Here is a 15,845-nt window from a genome sequence, read left to right as displayed (position 1 = left end):
CTCACTGTCCCGCCGTGTAGGTGAAATCCGCCGAGAAGTGGGTGAGCTGGTACCACAGCAGGGCGCCGGTCTCTCTGGCGATACCGTGTGCCTGGGATTCCCGCGTGTAGACGGCGGGACCGGTTCTGGTGGGGGCGGTCCACGCCGCGAGCCCCTCGTCGCGGGCCATGGTGCGGGTGCGCAGCGAATGCCAGGGATCGCTGACCAGCACCGCCGACGACATGTCCCGCGCCCGCATCGCCGTGACCACCGCTTCGATGCTGCGCAGGGTGTCCGATCCGGTTTCCACGGCGAGGATCTTGTCGGCGGGCACGCCGCGCGCCTGCAAATAGTTCTTGCCCGAGGCGGCTTCGGTGAACAGATCGCCCTCCTGCTTGCCGCCCACGGTGATGACGCGCGGAGCGACACCCGCCCGGAACAGCTTGTACGCCTGATCGAGTCGCGCCTCGAACACCGAGGACGGCGTTCCGGAGTACTGCGCCGCGCCGAGCACGACGATCGCGTCGGCCTTCGTGTAGTCGTCGATGCGCGCGACCTGCCACACGCGGAAGGCGGTCCCGCCGACCAGCACCGCGCCCATCACGACGGAGCCGACGACGAGCCGCCGGGTCCAGCGCAGCAACCCGGCGCCGAAGCCCTGTGGGCGGGCAGGTTCGGGCGCCGGGACGGCTCGGGTGCGCATCGTTGGCAAATCCACTCCCCAAGTCTGCCAAAAGCCGCGCAGGCCCCGGACCGGTTACCGTCGAGGGCGGTTACCAGCCGCGGTCTCGCCAAGCCGGAAGGCTGGGACGCTCGGCGCCGAGGGTGGTGTCGTCGCCGTGGCCGGGGTAGACGACGGTGTCGTCGGGGTAGCGGTCGAAGAGCTTGGCCGAGACGTCGGTGAACAGCGAGCCGAAGTCCTCCGGGGAGCTGGTGCGCCCGACGCCGCCGGGAAACAGCGAGTCCCCGGTGAACAGGTGAGTGCGTCCCGCCCCGTCGGTGAGTGCGAGGGTGATCGACCCCGGTGTGTGGCCGCGCAGGTGGATGACCTCGAAGACCAGATCGCCGATGGTGACGGTGTCGCCCTCGGCGAGCAGCCGATCGGGGCGGACCGGCAGCGGGTCGGCGTCGAGCGGGTGCGCCGCGGTGGGAGCGCCGGTGGCCGCGGTGGTCTCCCGCAGCGCCAGCCAGTGGTCGCGGTGCTGATGGGTGGTGACGATCAGCTGGACCTGCCCGGGCGCCTCCTGCTCGACGAGGGCCGCGATGCGGGGCGCCTCGTTGGCGGCGTCGATGAGCAGGGCCGCGCCGGTGCCGGTGCACTGCACCAGGTAACAGTTGTTGTCCATGCCGCCGACGGACATCTTGACGATGCGGGCGCCGGGGACGTCGCGCTGCTGCGGATTCGAATCCGGTGACACGTGGCCGCTGTACGGGCGATCGATGGTGATCACGAAATGATGCTAGCGAGCTAGATTCGTGCCATGTCACTGCCGTCGCGGATCCGCTTCGTCCGCTTGCTCGCGATCAGCGTCCTACTGGCCGCGATCGCCTTGCTGGGCGCTCCGACGATCGCGGCGGAAGCGCCGCTACGGATGAACACCTATATGGAGGATCCGGCCGGTGTGCTCGACCAAGGTCAGCGCGATCGGGTGCGCGGTGCGGTGGACCAGCTCTACGCCGACGAGCAGCTGCGGCTGTGGGTGGTGTACGTGCGCGGCTTCGACGGGATGCAGCCGCGGGACTGGGCCAGGCGCACCGCCTCGATATCCGGGTTCGGCCAACGGGACCTGCTGCTCGCGGTCGCCACCGAGGATCGCGCGTATTGGCTGGAGGGCGAAGTGCCCGGCGAGATCAGCGATTCCGAACTCGACGACATCCTGATCAGCCACGTCGAGCCGGCCCTGCGCGACGGGCGCTGGGCCGACGCGGGGGTCGCGACCGCCGCCGGACTGGACGCGGCCATGCGCGGCGGCGGGGTGAACGTCGGTGCCCTGCTCGTCATCGGCCTGCTGGTGATTCTGGTGGCGGGCGGCCTCGTCTGGTACGCGCGCAAACGGCGTCGTGAACGGTTCGAGGCCGAACTGGCGGCGGCACGGCAATTGGATCCGGAGAACGCGACGGCGCTGTCCGAACTGCCGTTGGAAGCGCTGCAGACCCGCTCTCGGGAGACGCTGGTGGAGATCGATAACGCGATTCGCACCAGCGGCGAGGAACTCGAGCTCGCCACCGGCGAGTTCGGCGCCACCGCCACCACGCCTTTCCGCACCGCCCTCGACAACGCGAAAACCGCTGCCGCCGCGGCGTTCGCGATCCGGCAGCGCCTGGACGACGCGATCCCGGAGACAGCCGACGAACAGCGCTCGCTGCTGGTCGAGCTGATCGGCACGGTGGGGCGCGCCGACCGGGAACTCGACGCGCAGGTGGCGGAATTCGACGCGATGCGCGATCTGCTGCTCAACGCCTCGGCTCGGCTGGACGCCCTCACCAGAGATGTCGTCGACGTGACCGCCCGGATTCCCGGCTCGGAAACCGAGCTGAGCCGGCTCGCCGCCACCCATCCGGCCAGTGTGCTCGCGCCGATCGAGGACAACGTGCGGATGGCACGCGAGCGCCTGACGTTCGCGGAGCAGAACGTCGACGCGGGACGTGGCGCGCTCACCGAACCGGTCGGCGAGCAAGGCGGCGCGGTCGCCGCCATTCGTTCCGCCGAGGCAGCGATCGGTCAGGCGCGTTCCCTGCTCGACGCGGTCGACAACGCGTCGAGCGCCATCCAGCAGGCCCGCGACGGCCTGCCGGGTGTGCTGGACGAGTTGCGCCGCGACCTCGCCTCCGCCGCCGAGCTCGCCGACTACGGCGGGCCGGAACTGGCCGACGCCCGCACCGCGGCGCGGTCCGCTCTGGAGCAGGCGACGGCCACGGGCGACATCGATCCGCTGAGCGCCTTCCACGACGCGGTCACCGCCGACGCGGATCTGGACCGCGCCGTCGCGGGGGCCACCGACCGCAAACTCGCCGCCGAAGACCTGCGGCGCAGGCTCGATCGAGCGCTCACGGACGCTCGCGCCCGGATCGGTGCGGCCGCCGATTACATCAGCACCCGGCGCGGCGGCATCGACGCCGAAGCGCGCACCCGCCTGTCGGAAGCACAGCGCAACCTCGACGAGGCGCAGCAATCGAGCGCGAACGATCCCGCCGACGCACTGCGGCGCGCGCAGGCGGCGGCGGATCTGGCCGGGCGCGCGCTCCATGCGGCGCAGGCCAGCGTGCGGGCATGGGAGGCGGACCGGGCGCCCTCCGGCAGCGCCCAGACCGGGGCGGTGCTCGGCGGCATCCTGCTCGAAGGACTGCTGCGCGGGGCGGCGAGCGGCGCTCGGCACTCCGGGGGCGGCTGGAGCCCCGGCTCGTACGGTGGTTCCTCCGGTTCCCGGCGCATCGGCCGTGGCGGCAGATTCTGAACGGCTCGATCCTGCCACCGGGTGCGGCCGTAGACCGGGACCGGTCGATGGCTCAGCAGGGAACCGGTCCTCGCACCGGTCAGCGAGCGCCGGCCGCGGACAGGGCGGTCAACTCCGCCCGCACCGCCTCGGGCAGGCCGTCGGCATGCGCGCCACCACCGAGCACGCCCACGATCAGCTCCTGCGCGAACGTGTAGACCAGATAGGTGACCGCGGCCGACGCGCCCGCGGACGGGCGGGGATGCGCCGAGACGTAGACGATCTCGTAGTCGGTGAGCTCGAGCGTGGCCGGTGTGCGGAACACCGGGACGACGCCGGTATTGGTCACCGCGATATGTCCGGCCAGCGAATGAATCCTGGTGGCACCGTAGTAATCCGGGAAGTGCAGCACGGACTGCTGCACGATGCCTTCGGACAGGTCGCGCGTCAGCCGACTCGAAATGCGCTGTGCCAGTTCGACCGGGCTGGCGGCCGGATCCACCTCGCCCGCGAAGGAAGCCAGCCCGGCCATGTTGGTACCCGCCGAGGCGGCGACCGGCGGCTCCAGCCTGTTACGCAGGTCGACCGGATACAGGCAGCCCAGAGCTGTTGTGCCGCCGCCTGTCTCACGAGCGTACGCGCGCAGCAGTGCGGCGGTGAGCAAACCGTTCACCGTCACACCGGTCTTGCGTGCGAGATCGGCGATCTGCGCGGTAGCCGCCCGGTTGAGCCGCACGCGTACAGGACGGGCGAGCGTACTCGGCGCGGGTTTCGCGTTATCGGACGGCACGTTCCTCGCCTCCAGCGTAAGCGGCTTGGTCACCTCCTCGAATCCGGACTTCGCGGCCGCGGTGATGCCCCGTTCCGCCGCATACCACTCCAAAGACTGCGGGAGCGCTTGTGGCGCAACGTTTATCGGCCGACATTCGAGAACGCCGGTATAGAAATCCCATAGTCGGGACAGCAGTTCCACACAGGAGCCCGCGTCGGCGACGCTGTGGTGAGCGAACAGCGTGACACGCCACTCGTTCGCGCCCGAGCCCACGACGTCCAGATAGGCCAGCTGGACCGCCGGATCCATCGCGGGAACACCGATCGCCGCCAGGTCGCCCGCACGCACGGAAACCGGGATCCATGCCCTCTCGTCAGCGCCGAACAGATATCCCAGTCCCGCAGCGTCTTCCACGATTCTGCAGCCGATCACCGGATACGCGCGCCGCAAGGTCGCGAATGCCTCCCGCAGCGCCGTCACATCGAGCGCTCCCCGTACCGACACCGACCGGCCCGTGTAGGTGCCATGCCGAACGAACCGCTGCTCCGACGGCGCCAGCACACGAATCGGAGCTTCCTCATCCCACAACACACGGCAAGGGTGCGGCACTACCGGCACGGGCGCAAACCGACCGGGCGGATGCGGAAGACTGCCGGTATGAGTCTCGCGGCGCATCTGGAGCAAATCGGCCTTCCCACGGTGGAGGAACAACTCGCCCATCCCACCGTGCTCGGTATCGCCGAGGGCACTCTGCGCGAACCGGTCTTCCGGTCCTGGCTGGAGCAGGACTACCTGTTCCTGCTCGACTACGTCCGCGTGTTCGCCCGCCTCGCGTGGCAGGCTCCGGCCGCCCATCTCGGTGACCTGGTCGACCTCGCGCACGCCACCTACCACGAGGAGCTGTCGCTGCACCGCTCGCTGGCCGCCGAGTTCGGCGCGGACCTCGACGGCGCGGTCAAAGGCGCTCCGTGCACCGCGTACACGGCGTTTCTGCTGGACTCCGCCGCGTCCTACGGCGAGGGTCTCGCCGCGCTCTACCCGTGCATGTGGGGATACTCCACGCTCGGCGCCCGGCTCGCCCAGCACCCGCCCGCCGAACCGCGCTACCGCCGCTGGGTGGACACCTACGCCGATCCCGGATTCGCCGCCCTCACCCGCCGCTGCGCGCAGATGATCGACGAGTCCGGGGTTGATCCGGGTCGGGCGGAAGAGCTGTTCCGCGAAGGGCTCCGGCACGAGCTGGCGTTCTGGGACGTTCCGCTCCGACCCTGATCCCCGGACGAATTCCTCGGTCCGCCGATGACTCCTGCTGGGCGGCTCCGTCTACCTGTACAGAGCACTGTCCCGGCATCGAGGAGACCCTTATGAACCGCCCCACTGTGGCGTCACGCGAGGAATGGCTGGCCGCGCGTATCAGCTTGCTGGCCGAGGAGAAGGCGATCACCCATCGCATGGACGAGCTGGCGGCGAAACGCCGCGCCCTGCCGATGGTCGCGATCGACAAAGAATACGTCTTCGAAGGTCCCACGGGCCGCACGACCCTGCCCGAACTGTTCGACGGGCGCCGCCAGCTCATCGTCTACCACATGATGTGGCGCTGGGATCTGGACGCGGGCTGTCCGAGCTGCGCGATGCTGCTCGACAACGTCGGCCACCTGGCCCACCTGAACGCGCAGGACACCACCTTCGCGGCCGTGTCACGCGGTCCGTGGGAGACGCTCGACCGGTACCGCGAGCGCATGGGCTGGACCTTCCCGATGTATTCGTCGTTCGACAGCGACTTCAACTACGACTTCCATGTCACCCAGGACGAATCCCGCGCGCCGGTGGAATACAACTACCGTACGAAGGCGGAGTTGGAGGCACGCGGCCACAGCTATCACGGAGCGGGCGAACAGCCCGGCACCAGCGTGTTCTGGCGTGACGACGACGGCGCGGTGTTCCACACCTACTCGTCCTACGGCCGCGGCGGCGACATCCTCATCGGCACCCACCAGTACCTCGATCTCACGCCGTTGGGCAGGCAGAAGCACGTCGGCGAAGCGCTGCACCACGACAGTTACGGCAAGGTGGAATCCCATTGCCACTGACGACCACTCCGCCCCACCGGCCGAGTGGACCTAGGCTGACACGGTGAGTCAGGAGCACATGCGGGCGTCCGACGCCGATCGCGAGAAGATCATCGACCGGCTGCGCCTCGCTATGAACGAGGGCAGGCTGTCGCTCGCCGAATTCGATGATCGGCTGCAACAGGTATACGCCGCCAAGACCTACGGCGAGCTGACGCCGCTGCTGTCGGACCTTCCCGCACAACGGGAAGCACGGCCCGTGCGCGCCAAAGGCATCCCGCAGTGGATCACGATCATGTGGACGCCGTGGGTGTTCGTGAACGCGCTGTGCGTGGCGATCTACCTGGCCACCGGGGCGGGCTACTTCTGGCCGTTCTGGGTCGCGGTGCCGTGGGGTCTCGCGCTGCTCATCCCGACCACGATCGGCATCGTCACCCGCAAGAACAGCTGAAACGACAGCGCCCCGTGGCCCATCGGCCACGGGCGCGGCGTCGTAGCTCAGGCGCCGATCAGGTGCTGGGCCAGGTAGCCCTCGACCTTGTCCAGCGCGATGCGCTCCTGGGTCATCGTGTCGCGTTCGCGGATGGTCACCGCCTGGTCGTCGAGCGTCTCGAAGTCGACCGTGATGCAGAACGGCGTGCCGATCTCATCCTGACGGCGGTAGCGGCGGCCGATGGCGCCCGCGTCGTCGAACTCGACGTTCCAGTGCTTGCGCAGCTGCGCGGCCAGGTCTTTCGCCTTCGGCGTGAGATCGGCGTTGCGCGACAGCGGCAGCACCGCCGCCTTCACCGGCGCGAGGCGGCGGTCCAGGCGCAGCACCGTGCGGGTGTCCACGCCGCCCTTGGCGTTGGGCGCCTCGTCCTCGGCGTAGGCGTCGACCAGGAAGGCCATCAGCGAGCGGGTGAGGCCCGCCGCGGGCTCGATGACGTACGGGATGTAGCGCTCGTTGGTGGTCTGGTCGAAGAAGCTCAGCTCGGTGCCGGAGTGTTCGGAGTGCGTCTTCAGGTCGAAGTCGGTGCGGTTGGCGATGCCCTCCAGCTCACCCCACTCGTTGCCCTGGAAGCCGAAGCGGTACTCGATGTCGGTGGTGCCCGCCGAGTAGTGCGAGAGCTTGTCCTTCGGATGCACGAACAGCCGCAGGTTCTCCGCGTCGATGCCGAGGTCGGTGTACCAGGAGAACCGCGTCTCGATCCAGTACTTGTACCACTCCTCGTCCTCGCCCGGCTTGACGAAGTACTCCATCTCCATCTGCTCGAACTCGCGGGTGCGGAAGATGAAATTGCCAGGGGTGATCTCGTTGCGGAAGCTCTTGCCGATCTGCGCGATGCCGAACGGCGGCTTCTTGCGCGCGGTCGTCATCACGTTGGCGAAGTTCACGAAGATGCCCTGGGCGGTCTCCGGGCGCAGGTAGTGCAGGCCCTCCTCGGACTCGATCGGGCCGAGGTAGGTCTTGAGCATCATGTTGAAGTCGCGCGGCTCGGTCCAGCGGCCGACGGTGCCGCAGTTCGGGCAGGCGATGAGCTCCATCGAGACCGTGTCGGGGTCGTCGATCTTGTTCTTCAGCGCGTACGCCTCCTGCAGGTGGTCCTGCCGGAAGCGGTGGTGGCAGTTGAGGCACTCGACCAGCGGGTCGTTGAACACGCCCACGTGACCGGAGGCGACCCAGACCTGACGGGGCAGGATCACCGAGGAGTCGAGACCGACGACGTCCTCACGGGCGGTGACCATGGCGCGCCACCACTGCTTCTTGATGTTCTCCTTGAGCTCGACGCCCAGCGGCCCGTAATCCCACGCCGACTTGGTGCCTCCGTAGATCTCACCGCACGGGTACACCAGACCCCGGCGCTTGGCGAGGTTGGCAACGGTGTCCACCTTCGACTTGGGTGCCACGCGAGAATTCTCCATCCACTGCGAGTCGGAATTTGCCTTGCATGAACACAATAGTTTTGTGTCATAGCCGCGATTGCGCCCAGCCTATCGGCAGCGTCCGCGGCGGTTTCAACCGCACGGTTCGGCGCGCCCGTTTGACATGCGCACCTGTGCATACGCAAACTGGTAATGCTTTCCATTAAGGAGTTGGTGACATGACCGCCGAGACCGCCGCGGCACCGCCGCACAACCCGTATCGGTCGCCGGGACCGGCGCCGGTACCCCCGCGAACCGTGCTGGAGGACGCGGGTGAGCTGTTGCGGGCGCTGGCCGCGCCGGTTCGGATTGCTATCGTGCTGCAGTTGCGCGAATCACCGCGGTGTGTGCACGAACTGGTCGACGCGCTCGGTGTCACGCAACCACTGGTCAGTCAGCATCTGCGTATCCTCAAGGCCGCCGGTGTCGTGCACGGTGAGCGTTCGGGTCGCGAGGTGCTCTACGAACTCGTCGACGACCATCTGGCGCACATCGTCGTCGACGCCGTCGCGCACGCCGAGGAAGGGTGATTCGTGCCAGACAACACGGCCGTTCCGCAGAAACCGGTCGGCATCCGCAGCACCAGGCAGCGCAGCGCCATCGCCGCGCTGCTCGGTGACATCGACGAGTTCCGCTCCGCCCAGGACCTACACGACGAGCTGCGCAGACGCGGCGAGGGCATCGGGCTGACCACGGTCTACCGGACGCTGCAGTCGCTGGCCGACGCGGGCATGGTCGATGTGCTGCGCACCGACTCCGGCGAGTCGGTCTATCGCCAGTGCTCCACCGGCCATCATCACCACCTGGTCTGCAGGCATTGCGGCCGCACCGTGGAGGTGGAGGGCCCGACGGTGGAGGCGTGGGCCGAGGCGATCGCGGGCGAGCACGGTTTCACCGAGATCAGCCACACCCTCGAGGTGTTCGGCACCTGCACGGCATGCGGGACGGCGCGCCGACGCGACCGGTGATCGCACCGATTCCCGGCGTGTCGGGTTAACGCGGCTGCGACCAGCGGAGATTCACCGGCGAGATCCTCGGAAACCCGGGCCGATCCGGGCTCGATACGAAGGATCCGCCATCTGCTGGGGAGGCAGCGTGTCAACGATCACCGACTCATCCGTACGCCCGGTGCGCCGCCGGGCCGTGACCGTCGCCGGGGCCGCGCTCGTCGTGGCCTCGGCGTTATTGCTTTCGGCGTGCCAAGACGAGGACGGCACTCCGGTGGCGGTCCCGTCGACCACCGCGACCGGAGTGGCCGCGGAGCCGGGCGCGGCGAACGGGCAGTCGACCGTCCGCACAGTCGGCAAGACCGGCTGGTACGACGGATTCGACATCACCGTGGACAAGGCGACCGTGGTGCCGGACGAATACGGCGGCGCGAAGGTGCGCGTCGACATCACCTACAAGAACACCACTCTCGACAACCACACGCTGAGCATCACGCCGTCGCTGCTGGTCGGCAAAGAGGTGGACGGCGGCGCGATCTTCGACAGCCCGACGGTGCCCGGCAACGGCTCCGCCACCGGCACCGCGACCACGTCCTTCAAGTCGGCTAAGGACGCCGAGCACCTCATCGACACGATGACCGTCGTGTACGGGTCGGCCGCCGACAACCAGACCAAGATTCCGCTCGCCGCGGCGGGCAAGGTGGACAGCGTCCAACCGAAGGCGCTGGCCGTCACCGGCACCCTCGTGCAGGACCAGACGACCATTCAGGTCACCGGCGGACGGATCAGCCCGAGCTACACCAAGGACGAGAACGGCAAATCCGAACTCGCACTGCGCATCAAGCTCGTCGGCGGGCCCGGCATCGCCGCGGGCGGCACGAACATCTACTACGACTACTTCACCGTCCGGACCCCCGACGGCCAGACCGTGGCCGCCGACATCCGCGGCCCGATCAACGAGTTGCTCAACGCGAACGAGACCATCGACAACCCGAAGAACTACGTGGTCTTCGTGGTGCCCTCCCCTGGCACCGGCCCTTACACGGTGACGTACAACGCCCAGAAGCAAGAGGGCGCCGCCACCGCACCCACCCTGTCGTTCACGGTGGGCTGAGCCGACCACCCGGACTCGTGGCGCCACACGAGGACGAGAACAGCTGCGGCCGATCGTCACCGCGCTGACGGCGGGCCGCCCTCCCGCGAGGGCGACCCGCCGCGGTGACGGATTCAGCCGACCGGGATCGCGTCTCGGTCCGCGGCCTGCGCCTCGGCCGGACGACCGCGCACCGCGGCCACACCGAGCAGCGCGAGCGCGACCGCGCTCCAGATCAGCAGTACCAGTAGCGGTACGCTAGCGCCGGTGCCGTCGAAGAACGCGACCGAGCGCAGCAGCGACGCGGCGGCGCCGGGCGGCAGCCACTGGCCGACGGCGCCCCACGGCTGCGGCAACAGCTCCGGCGCCGACGTGGCCGCGGAGAACGGGTTGCCGACCAGCAGCATGGTGAGCGCGGCGACGCCGATGCCTGCTCGCCCGAGTACGGCGGCGAGCCCGACCACCGCGCCCGCGACCGCGAACGACACCAGCCCGCCGACCGCCGCGAGCACCGGATACGGCCCGGGCACCACCGACAGCCAGCCCTGGATGATCGCCATGCCGAGCAGTCCGCCCGCGACGCCGAAGGTGGCCAGTCCGAGCACTTTGCCGCCGATCGACGGGACCAGCAGTGCCAGGAGCACACCCGCCGCGATGCCGGACATCACCAGCGGCAACACCATCGCGCCGAAGGCCGCGCCCCGTGGATCGTCGGAGTCGGCCGCCACCACGTCCTCGACAGCAACGGCGGGCGCGCCGGAGAGCTGCTGCCCGATCTGGGTGAGTTGCTGTGCGACAGCGGGACTCGCGCCGGAGGCGACCAGCATGCGCGGCGGTCCGTCGCCGGTGACGATCGCTCCGTAGACCTCCCGGTTCCGAATGGCGGCGCGGGCGGCGGCCTCGTCCGCAGGCGCGCTGATCTCGAAGGCGCCCGGACTGTGCTCGGCGAGCTTGCCGGTGACCATCGCCGCCTGCGGACCGGTGACGGCCAGCGGCAGGTCACGGGGCGCGATGTGCGCGGCGGGCCAGGCGAACGCGATCAGCATCAGCGCTTGGAGCAGGGTGGCGCCGAGGCCGAGAGCGAACGCCCGCTGCATGGTGTTCATGGCCTTCTCCCTAAAAATCGAATGCTCGTTCTTTTTAGTTGCGCCTACCGTCGCACGAGGTCATCCGGTTGTCAAGAACGGATATTCGTTTTATTTTGGGCTCATGCCCCGAGTCAGCGAAGAACACCTGGAGCGCCGCAGGCAGCAGATCATGGACGCCGCGCGGCGCTGCTTCGCCCGCAAGGGGTTCTACGAGACCTCCATGCAGGACGTGTTCACGGAATCGGGGCTCTCGGCCGGTGCGGTCTACCGCTACTTCAAGAGCAAGGACGAACTGATCACCGCGCTCGCCACGGAGACGACGGTGGCCTTGCGCATCGCCATGGACGAGGCGATCCGCCGCGATCCACTGCCCACGCCCGCCGAACTGATCACCATGATCGCCGAGGAGGTGGTGCGGCGCAGCGGGCCCGACGGGCCGGTGCGACTGGCGCCGCAAGCCTGGGCCCTGGCCCTGGTGCATCCCGGGGCGGCGGTGATGGTCCGCGAGACGATGCTCGCGATGCGCGCGCTGTGGGTGACCTACGCCGAACGGATGCGCGACAAAGGCTGGCTACCCGCAGACGCCGATGTCGACGCCGTGGCCAAGGCGATCATCGGACTGCTGCCGGGATTCATCCTCCAGCACCTCATCCTCGGCGATCTCGACCCGCAAACGCTGGCGCTCGGTGTGCGCACCCTGCTCCCCTACGGCGAGCCCGCGCGTCCGGCAGTCGGCTGACCCGCCCGTCACAGCCAGCCGAGACGTTCGGCCGCGCGCACCGCTTCCGCGCGCGTGCTCGTGCCGGTCTTGCCGATCGCCGACGAAAGGTGGTTGCGCACCGTGCCTTCCGACAGGTGCAACCGCTTCGCGATGGCGCTCGCGGGCGCACCGTCGGCCGCCGCGACGAGCACCTCACGTTCTCGCGCGGTCAGCGGGGAGGTGCCCGCCGTCAACGTTTCCGCGGCCAGGCCCGGGTCGATCACCCGCAACCCCATCTGTACGCGCCGCACGGCGTCGGCCAATTCCCTGGCCGGAGTGTCCTTGACGACGAAACCGCTCGCTCCCGCGTCGATCGCGCGGCGCAGATAACCGGGCCTGCCGAAGGTGGTGACCATCAGAATCCGCACGTCCGGGTGGGCGGCGTGCAGTTTCTCGGCCACCGTGATGCCGTCCATCCCGGGCATCTCGACGTCCAGCAGCACCACGTCGGGACCGGTCCGCTCGACCGCGTCGAGCACCTCGTCGCCACGCCCGACCTCGCCGACCACCTCCAGGTCGTGCTCCAGCCCGAGCAGCGCGGCCAACGCGCCGCGCACCAAAGCCTGGTCGTCCGCCAGCAACAGCCGGATCATGGCACCCGCTTCCTATTCCGGGATCGTGGCGCGAATGCGCACGCCCCCGCCCTCCGGCGTCGACAGCGTCAGTGTTCCACCCGCGGCGCGCACGCGCTCCCGCAGCCCGGCCAGCCCCGAGCCGGACGCGCTGTCGGCGGGGAGGCCGCGACCGTCGTCGACCACCTCGATGGACGTCGCGGTGACGGTCACGGCGCAGCGGCGCGCGGCGCTGTGCCGGATCACGTTGGTGACCGCTTCGCGCAGCACCCAACCCAGCAGTTCGCCCGACGGTGCGTCCGGCAGGCTCGCCGGTTCCGGCAGTTCCGCGTCGATGCTCGCGGCAGCCAGGGCGGTCCGCGCGTTGGCCAGCTCGCCGCGCAACGACACCTCCCGCAGGCCTCCGACGGTCTCCCGCACCCCGGCCAGCGCTTCGCGCGCGAGCCGTTCGATATCGGCCAGTTCGGTCCGTGCACGGTTCGCGTCGACGTCGAGCAGTCGTTGGGCGAGTTCGGTTTTCACGGTGATGACGGTGAGCGAATGGCCGAGGATGTCGTGCACGTCACGGGCGACGCGATTGCGTTCCTCGATGATCTCCAGTTCCGCGCGCTGCCTGCGAGCCAGCTCGGCGAGCCGGTCGCCGCGGAACCCGAGCTGTCTGGCCACCCACACGACCACGGGAATGAACGCGAGGTAGAACGGCGTCCCGCCCAGATGCCACGACGGCACCGCGAACGGGGCCACCAGCATGATCGTCATGATGACGACCACGACGACGGCGGAAGTGCGCAGCGGAAGCACGAACACGGCGACCACCGCGACATAGAGCGCCGTGGGCAGACCGTCCCCGCCGAGCAGCGCCCCCATCGTCACGGACAACGCCGCCATCGCGGCCAGCAGCAGCCAGGCCCTGCGGTCGACCGGTAAGTCGTCGGGCGCGCCGTCCTTGGCGTACCTGCGGAACGCGACGAACGCGACGATGATCAGCGCCGCGAACGCGAGCACGCACGCGATGGCCGCCACCGCCTGCGCGGGCTCGCCCTCGGCCCAGCGCCGCCTGATCGGTCCGATCAGATAGGCCAGCCAGACCAGCGACATGACAGCGCCGAACCAGCCCCTGCGCCGTCCATCGGGACCGAACGACTGCCAGTCGAGCATGCCGTCCACCAGACCGGCGGACCTTCTCGGCCGCGCGCCGCCCGCCGTCTTCACGTCCATGCGCCACCTCGCTGCGGCCGGGCGGGACGGAGGCGGCGGTACACGGCTCGCCGGTCGTGGTCGATCATGGGAGGCGACGCTACCGGCACCGGTTCCCCCGGGATCGCGCATACGTGAGCACATCCAGACCGCACGCGCTGTCCGCCGACGCCACGGAACGGTGTCCCACCGCACCGGCCGCGCACGGCGGAACCGGCCGTCCAGGTAGCCGACCGGTTGCGCGGCCGGCGTTCAGCGCGCGGTGTCACGCCGGAACAACGCGGCTCCACCGAACACGAAGACCGCCGACCAGACCGCGACGTCGACCACCGCCCCGAGGACCGACCCGCCGCCGGTGTCGCCGAACGGCAGCCGGGCCAGCGTGGCTACGCCGTTGGTCGGCATCACCTTCGACACGGTCGCGAACCAGCCGTGCAGCGGCATGAACAGTCCGCCCGCGAACGACAGCGCCGCCAGCACCGGACCGAGCAGTTGCATCACGTTCTCCGACGGCAGCAGATAGCCCACGAACAGGCCGAAGGCCGCGAACACGAGCGAGCCGACCCAGGCGAGCAGAAAGCACTCCACCCACGCCGCGGGTGCGAGGTGGGCGCCGAGCGTCGCGCCGACCGCGAACACCGCGGCCACCGAGACGAGCCCGAGCGCCATCGCGACCACGACCTTGACCGCGATGTACGCCACCGGCCGCAGCGGTGTGAGCCGCAGCTGGCGGCTCCATCCCTGCGCACGCTCGACGGCGACCATCGCGCCGCCGCTGGTGGTGGCCAGCATCGCGCCGTACACCGCGATCGACACCATGACGTAGCCGGTCACGTTGCCCGAGCCGTAGGACTGGGTCCGGTAATCGGATTGCAGTCCGAAGATGACGAAGAACAACGGCGGCATGATCAGCGTGAAGATCAGGGTCCGCCGGTTGCGCAGCATGCGGCGCAGTTCCAGGCGCAGGAAGCCGAGGTTGAAGCCGCCTAGCGTGGTGGCGACGGGCCGGGAGACGAGTGTGGTCATGTCAGTGATCTCCTGCCGTGGTCAGCGCGAGGAAGGCGGTTTCCAGGTTGTGCGCGGTGATCTCCAGATCGACTGCGGCGGTGTGGTTCAGCAGGAATCGAGCGACGGCGTCGGAGTCCTTGGCACGCACCAGGATTCGGTCACCACGCAACTCGACGTCATCGACGCCGGGGATCACGAGCAGCCGGGCGGGGTCCGCACCGGGCAGGGTCGCGGCGACGGTACGGCCCGCGGCCAGGTTCTTGATCTCGGCCGCGCTGCCGTCGGCGATGACCCGGCCCGCGCGCACCAGCACGATGCGGTCGGCGTAGGCGTCGGCCTCGTCCAGATAGTGCGTGGCGAACAGGACGGTGCGGCCGCGCCGCGAATCCTCCCGCATCGCGTTCCAGAACTCCCGGCGCCCTTCGACGTCCATACCGGTGGTGGGTTCGTCGAGCACGATCAGCTCCGGGTCCGGCAACAGCGCCAGCGCGAACCTGAGTCGCTGGCGCTGGCCGCCGGAGCACTTGCCCACCATGCGATCGGCGATCCCCGCGATGCCCGCGCGGGCGAGCACCTCCTCGACGGGGCGCGGACTCGCGTGCAGCGTGGCCACCAGCCGCACCGTCTCCGCGACGGTGAGGTCAGGCAGCAGGCCACCGGATTGCAGCACCGCGGCGACGCGGCCTGCGGAGACGGCTCGCTCCGGCGCCGTTCCGAAGACCGCGACGGTGCCCGAATCCGGACGCGCCAGGCCGAGCAACAGGTCGATAGTGGTGGATTTGCCCGCGCCGTTCGGACCGAGGAAGGCGACGATCTCCCCCGGCTCGATCACCAGGTCGAGCCCGTCGACAGCGTGCACCACGCCGGCCGGGGTGCGGAAACTCTTGCGCAGGTCGCGCAGCGCGACGGCGGGCGCGGGCCGCGTCGGACTCTGGACCGCGGTGGTCGTTGCTGAAGTCATGCCTCTACGGTCGCGGGAAACCCGCCCCGGAACCTCGCACGGCTGTCACGACTTCGACAT

At 69.4% G+C, this 15,845-nt stretch carries 17 protein-coding genes; 8 read left to right on the top strand and 9 right to left on the bottom strand.

Translation table 11 applies throughout. The annotated features are described in order from the left end of the window. Window position 1 precedes the first annotated feature (1 nt). The gene (locus tag ABZW96_RS08050; RefSeq protein ID WP_355072969.1) at window positions 2-682 is read right to left on the bottom strand and encodes a YdcF family protein; all 681 of its coding nucleotides are present in this window, start codon (window positions 680-682) and stop codon (window positions 2-4) included. 70 nt (window positions 683-752) lie between these two features. After that, window positions 753-1,430, bottom strand: a complete 678-nt coding sequence (locus ABZW96_RS08045) for an MBL fold metallo-hydrolase (protein ID WP_355072505.1) — start codon at window positions 1,428-1,430, stop codon at window positions 753-755. Window positions 1,431-1,460: 30 nt separating this feature from the next. Between ABZW96_RS08045 and ABZW96_RS08040 the strand changes: the two genes are divergently transcribed. Beyond that, entirely contained in the window at window positions 1,461-3,434 is a 1,974-nt protein-coding gene (locus ABZW96_RS08040) for a TPM domain-containing protein (protein ID WP_355072503.1), read from the top strand. A gap of 79 nt (window positions 3,435-3,513) precedes the next feature. On the opposite strand, the gene ABZW96_RS08035 is transcribed toward ABZW96_RS08040, so the two are convergent. After that, window positions 3,514-4,776 (bottom strand): acyltransferase, encoded by a 1,263-nt coding sequence (locus ABZW96_RS08035; protein WP_355072501.1) that lies wholly within the window; start codon window positions 4,774-4,776, stop codon window positions 3,514-3,516. Between the two features lie 66 nt (window positions 4,777-4,842). Here ABZW96_RS08035 and ABZW96_RS08030 point away from each other — a divergent pair, with 66 nt between their 5' ends. From ABZW96_RS08030 to ABZW96_RS08020, 3 genes are all read left to right on the top strand, one after another. Further along, window positions 4,843-5,457: a transcriptional regulator gene (locus tag ABZW96_RS08030; RefSeq protein WP_355072500.1), complete on the top strand. Its 615-nt coding sequence runs from the start codon at window positions 4,843-4,845 to the stop codon at window positions 5,455-5,457. 92 nt (window positions 5,458-5,549) lie between these two features. Next, the gene (locus tag ABZW96_RS08025; RefSeq protein ID WP_355072498.1) at window positions 5,550-6,275 is read left to right on the top strand and encodes a DUF899 domain-containing protein; all 726 of its coding nucleotides are present in this window, start codon (window positions 5,550-5,552) and stop codon (window positions 6,273-6,275) included. A gap of 43 nt (window positions 6,276-6,318) precedes the next feature. Next, window positions 6,319-6,705 (top strand): DUF1707 domain-containing protein, encoded by a 387-nt coding sequence (locus ABZW96_RS08020; RefSeq protein ID WP_355072496.1) that lies wholly within the window; start codon window positions 6,319-6,321, stop codon window positions 6,703-6,705. Between the two features lie 47 nt (window positions 6,706-6,752). On the opposite strand, the gene ABZW96_RS08015 is transcribed toward ABZW96_RS08020, so the two are convergent. Further along, window positions 6,753-8,144: a glycine--tRNA ligase gene (locus tag ABZW96_RS08015; RefSeq protein ID WP_355072494.1), complete on the bottom strand. Its 1,392-nt coding sequence runs from the start codon at window positions 8,142-8,144 to the stop codon at window positions 6,753-6,755. A gap of 194 nt (window positions 8,145-8,338) precedes the next feature. On the opposite strand from ABZW96_RS08015, the gene ABZW96_RS08010 reads away from it, so the two are divergent. From ABZW96_RS08010 to ABZW96_RS08000, 3 genes are all read left to right on the top strand, one after another. Next, window positions 8,339-8,689, top strand: coding sequence for a metalloregulator ArsR/SmtB family transcription factor (locus ABZW96_RS08010; RefSeq protein ID WP_039796803.1), 351 nt, complete (start codon window positions 8,339-8,341; stop codon window positions 8,687-8,689). A 3-nt stretch (window positions 8,690-8,692) separates the two neighbouring features. Further along, window positions 8,693-9,127 (top strand): Fur family transcriptional regulator, encoded by a 435-nt coding sequence (locus ABZW96_RS08005; RefSeq protein WP_355072492.1) that lies wholly within the window; start codon window positions 8,693-8,695, stop codon window positions 9,125-9,127. Between the two features lie 127 nt (window positions 9,128-9,254). After that, window positions 9,255-10,220 carry a hypothetical protein gene (locus ABZW96_RS08000; RefSeq protein ID WP_355072490.1) on the top strand — a complete coding sequence of 322 codons (966 nt, stop codon included), beginning with the start codon at window positions 9,255-9,257 and terminating at the stop codon, window positions 10,218-10,220. A 113-nt stretch (window positions 10,221-10,333) separates the two neighbouring features. On the opposite strand, the gene ABZW96_RS07995 is transcribed toward ABZW96_RS08000, so the two are convergent. After that, on the bottom strand, window positions 10,334-11,305 hold the full coding sequence (locus tag ABZW96_RS07995; protein WP_355072489.1) for a hypothetical protein: 972 nt from the start codon (window positions 11,303-11,305) through the stop codon (window positions 10,334-10,336). Between the two features lie 103 nt (window positions 11,306-11,408). Here ABZW96_RS07995 and ABZW96_RS07990 point away from each other — a divergent pair, with 103 nt between their 5' ends. After that, entirely contained in the window at window positions 11,409-12,026 is a 618-nt protein-coding gene (locus ABZW96_RS07990; RefSeq protein WP_355072488.1) for a TetR/AcrR family transcriptional regulator, read from the top strand. Between the two features lie 8 nt (window positions 12,027-12,034). On the opposite strand, the gene ABZW96_RS07985 is transcribed toward ABZW96_RS07990, so the two are convergent. The 4 genes from ABZW96_RS07985 to ABZW96_RS07970 all read right to left on the bottom strand — a co-directional run bounded on the left by ABZW96_RS07985 (window position 12,035) and on the right by ABZW96_RS07970 (window position 15,785). Next, window positions 12,035-12,640, bottom strand: a complete 606-nt coding sequence (locus tag ABZW96_RS07985; protein ID WP_355072486.1) for a response regulator transcription factor — start codon at window positions 12,638-12,640, stop codon at window positions 12,035-12,037. 12 nt (window positions 12,641-12,652) lie between these two features. Further along, the gene (locus ABZW96_RS07980) at window positions 12,653-13,837 is read right to left on the bottom strand and encodes a sensor histidine kinase (protein ID WP_355072484.1); all 1,185 of its coding nucleotides are present in this window, start codon (window positions 13,835-13,837) and stop codon (window positions 12,653-12,655) included. A 231-nt stretch (window positions 13,838-14,068) separates the two neighbouring features. Then, complete coding sequence (locus ABZW96_RS07975) at window positions 14,069-14,842, bottom strand: ABC transporter permease (protein WP_355072482.1); 774 nt, start codon at window positions 14,840-14,842, stop codon at window positions 14,069-14,071. Between the two features lies 1 nt (window position 14,843). Beyond that, window positions 14,844-15,785 carry an ABC transporter ATP-binding protein gene (locus ABZW96_RS07970; RefSeq protein WP_355072480.1) on the bottom strand — a complete coding sequence of 314 codons (942 nt, stop codon included), beginning with the start codon at window positions 15,783-15,785 and terminating at the stop codon, window positions 14,844-14,846. Between the last annotated feature and the right edge of the window lie 60 nt (window positions 15,786-15,845).

The organism is Nocardia sp. NPDC004168, from assembly GCF_040610355.1.
Taxonomy (GTDB): domain Bacteria; phylum Actinomycetota; class Actinomycetes; order Mycobacteriales; family Mycobacteriaceae; genus Nocardia; species Nocardia sichangensis.
This window is presented reverse-complemented; position numbering and strand designations above follow the sequence as displayed.

Bases quoted from the DNA above. Each gene is read 5' to 3' on its own strand.
- ABZW96_RS08050 (WP_355072969.1), bottom strand. From the start codon at position 682: ATGCGCACCCGAGCCGTCCCGGCGCCCGAACCTGCCCGCCCACAGGGC.
- ABZW96_RS08040 (WP_355072503.1), top strand. From the start codon at position 1,461: ATGTCACTGCCGTCGCGGATCCGCTTCGTCCGCTTGCTCGCGATCAGC.
- ABZW96_RS08030 (WP_355072500.1), top strand. From the start codon at position 4,843: ATGAGTCTCGCGGCGCATCTGGAGCAAATCGGCCTTCCCACGGTGGAG.
- ABZW96_RS08025 (WP_355072498.1), top strand. From the start codon at position 5,550: ATGAACCGCCCCACTGTGGCGTCACGCGAGGAATGGCTGGCCGCGCGT.
- ABZW96_RS08010 (WP_039796803.1), top strand. From the start codon at position 8,339: ATGACCGCCGAGACCGCCGCGGCACCGCCGCACAACCCGTATCGGTCG.
- ABZW96_RS07995 (WP_355072489.1), bottom strand. From the start codon at position 11,305: ATGAACACCATGCAGCGGGCGTTCGCTCTCGGCCTCGGCGCCACCCTG.
- ABZW96_RS07990 (WP_355072488.1), top strand. From the start codon at position 11,409: ATGCCCCGAGTCAGCGAAGAACACCTGGAGCGCCGCAGGCAGCAGATC.
- ABZW96_RS07985 (WP_355072486.1), bottom strand. From the start codon at position 12,640: ATGATCCGGCTGTTGCTGGCGGACGACCAGGCTTTGGTGCGCGGCGCG.
- ABZW96_RS07980 (WP_355072484.1), bottom strand. From the start codon at position 13,837: ATGGACGTGAAGACGGCGGGCGGCGCGCGGCCGAGAAGGTCCGCCGGT.
- ABZW96_RS07975 (WP_355072482.1), bottom strand. From the start codon at position 14,842: ATGACCACACTCGTCTCCCGGCCCGTCGCCACCACGCTAGGCGGCTTC.
- ABZW96_RS07970 (WP_355072480.1), bottom strand. From the start codon at position 15,785: ATGACTTCAGCAACGACCACCGCGGTCCAGAGTCCGACGCGGCCCGCG.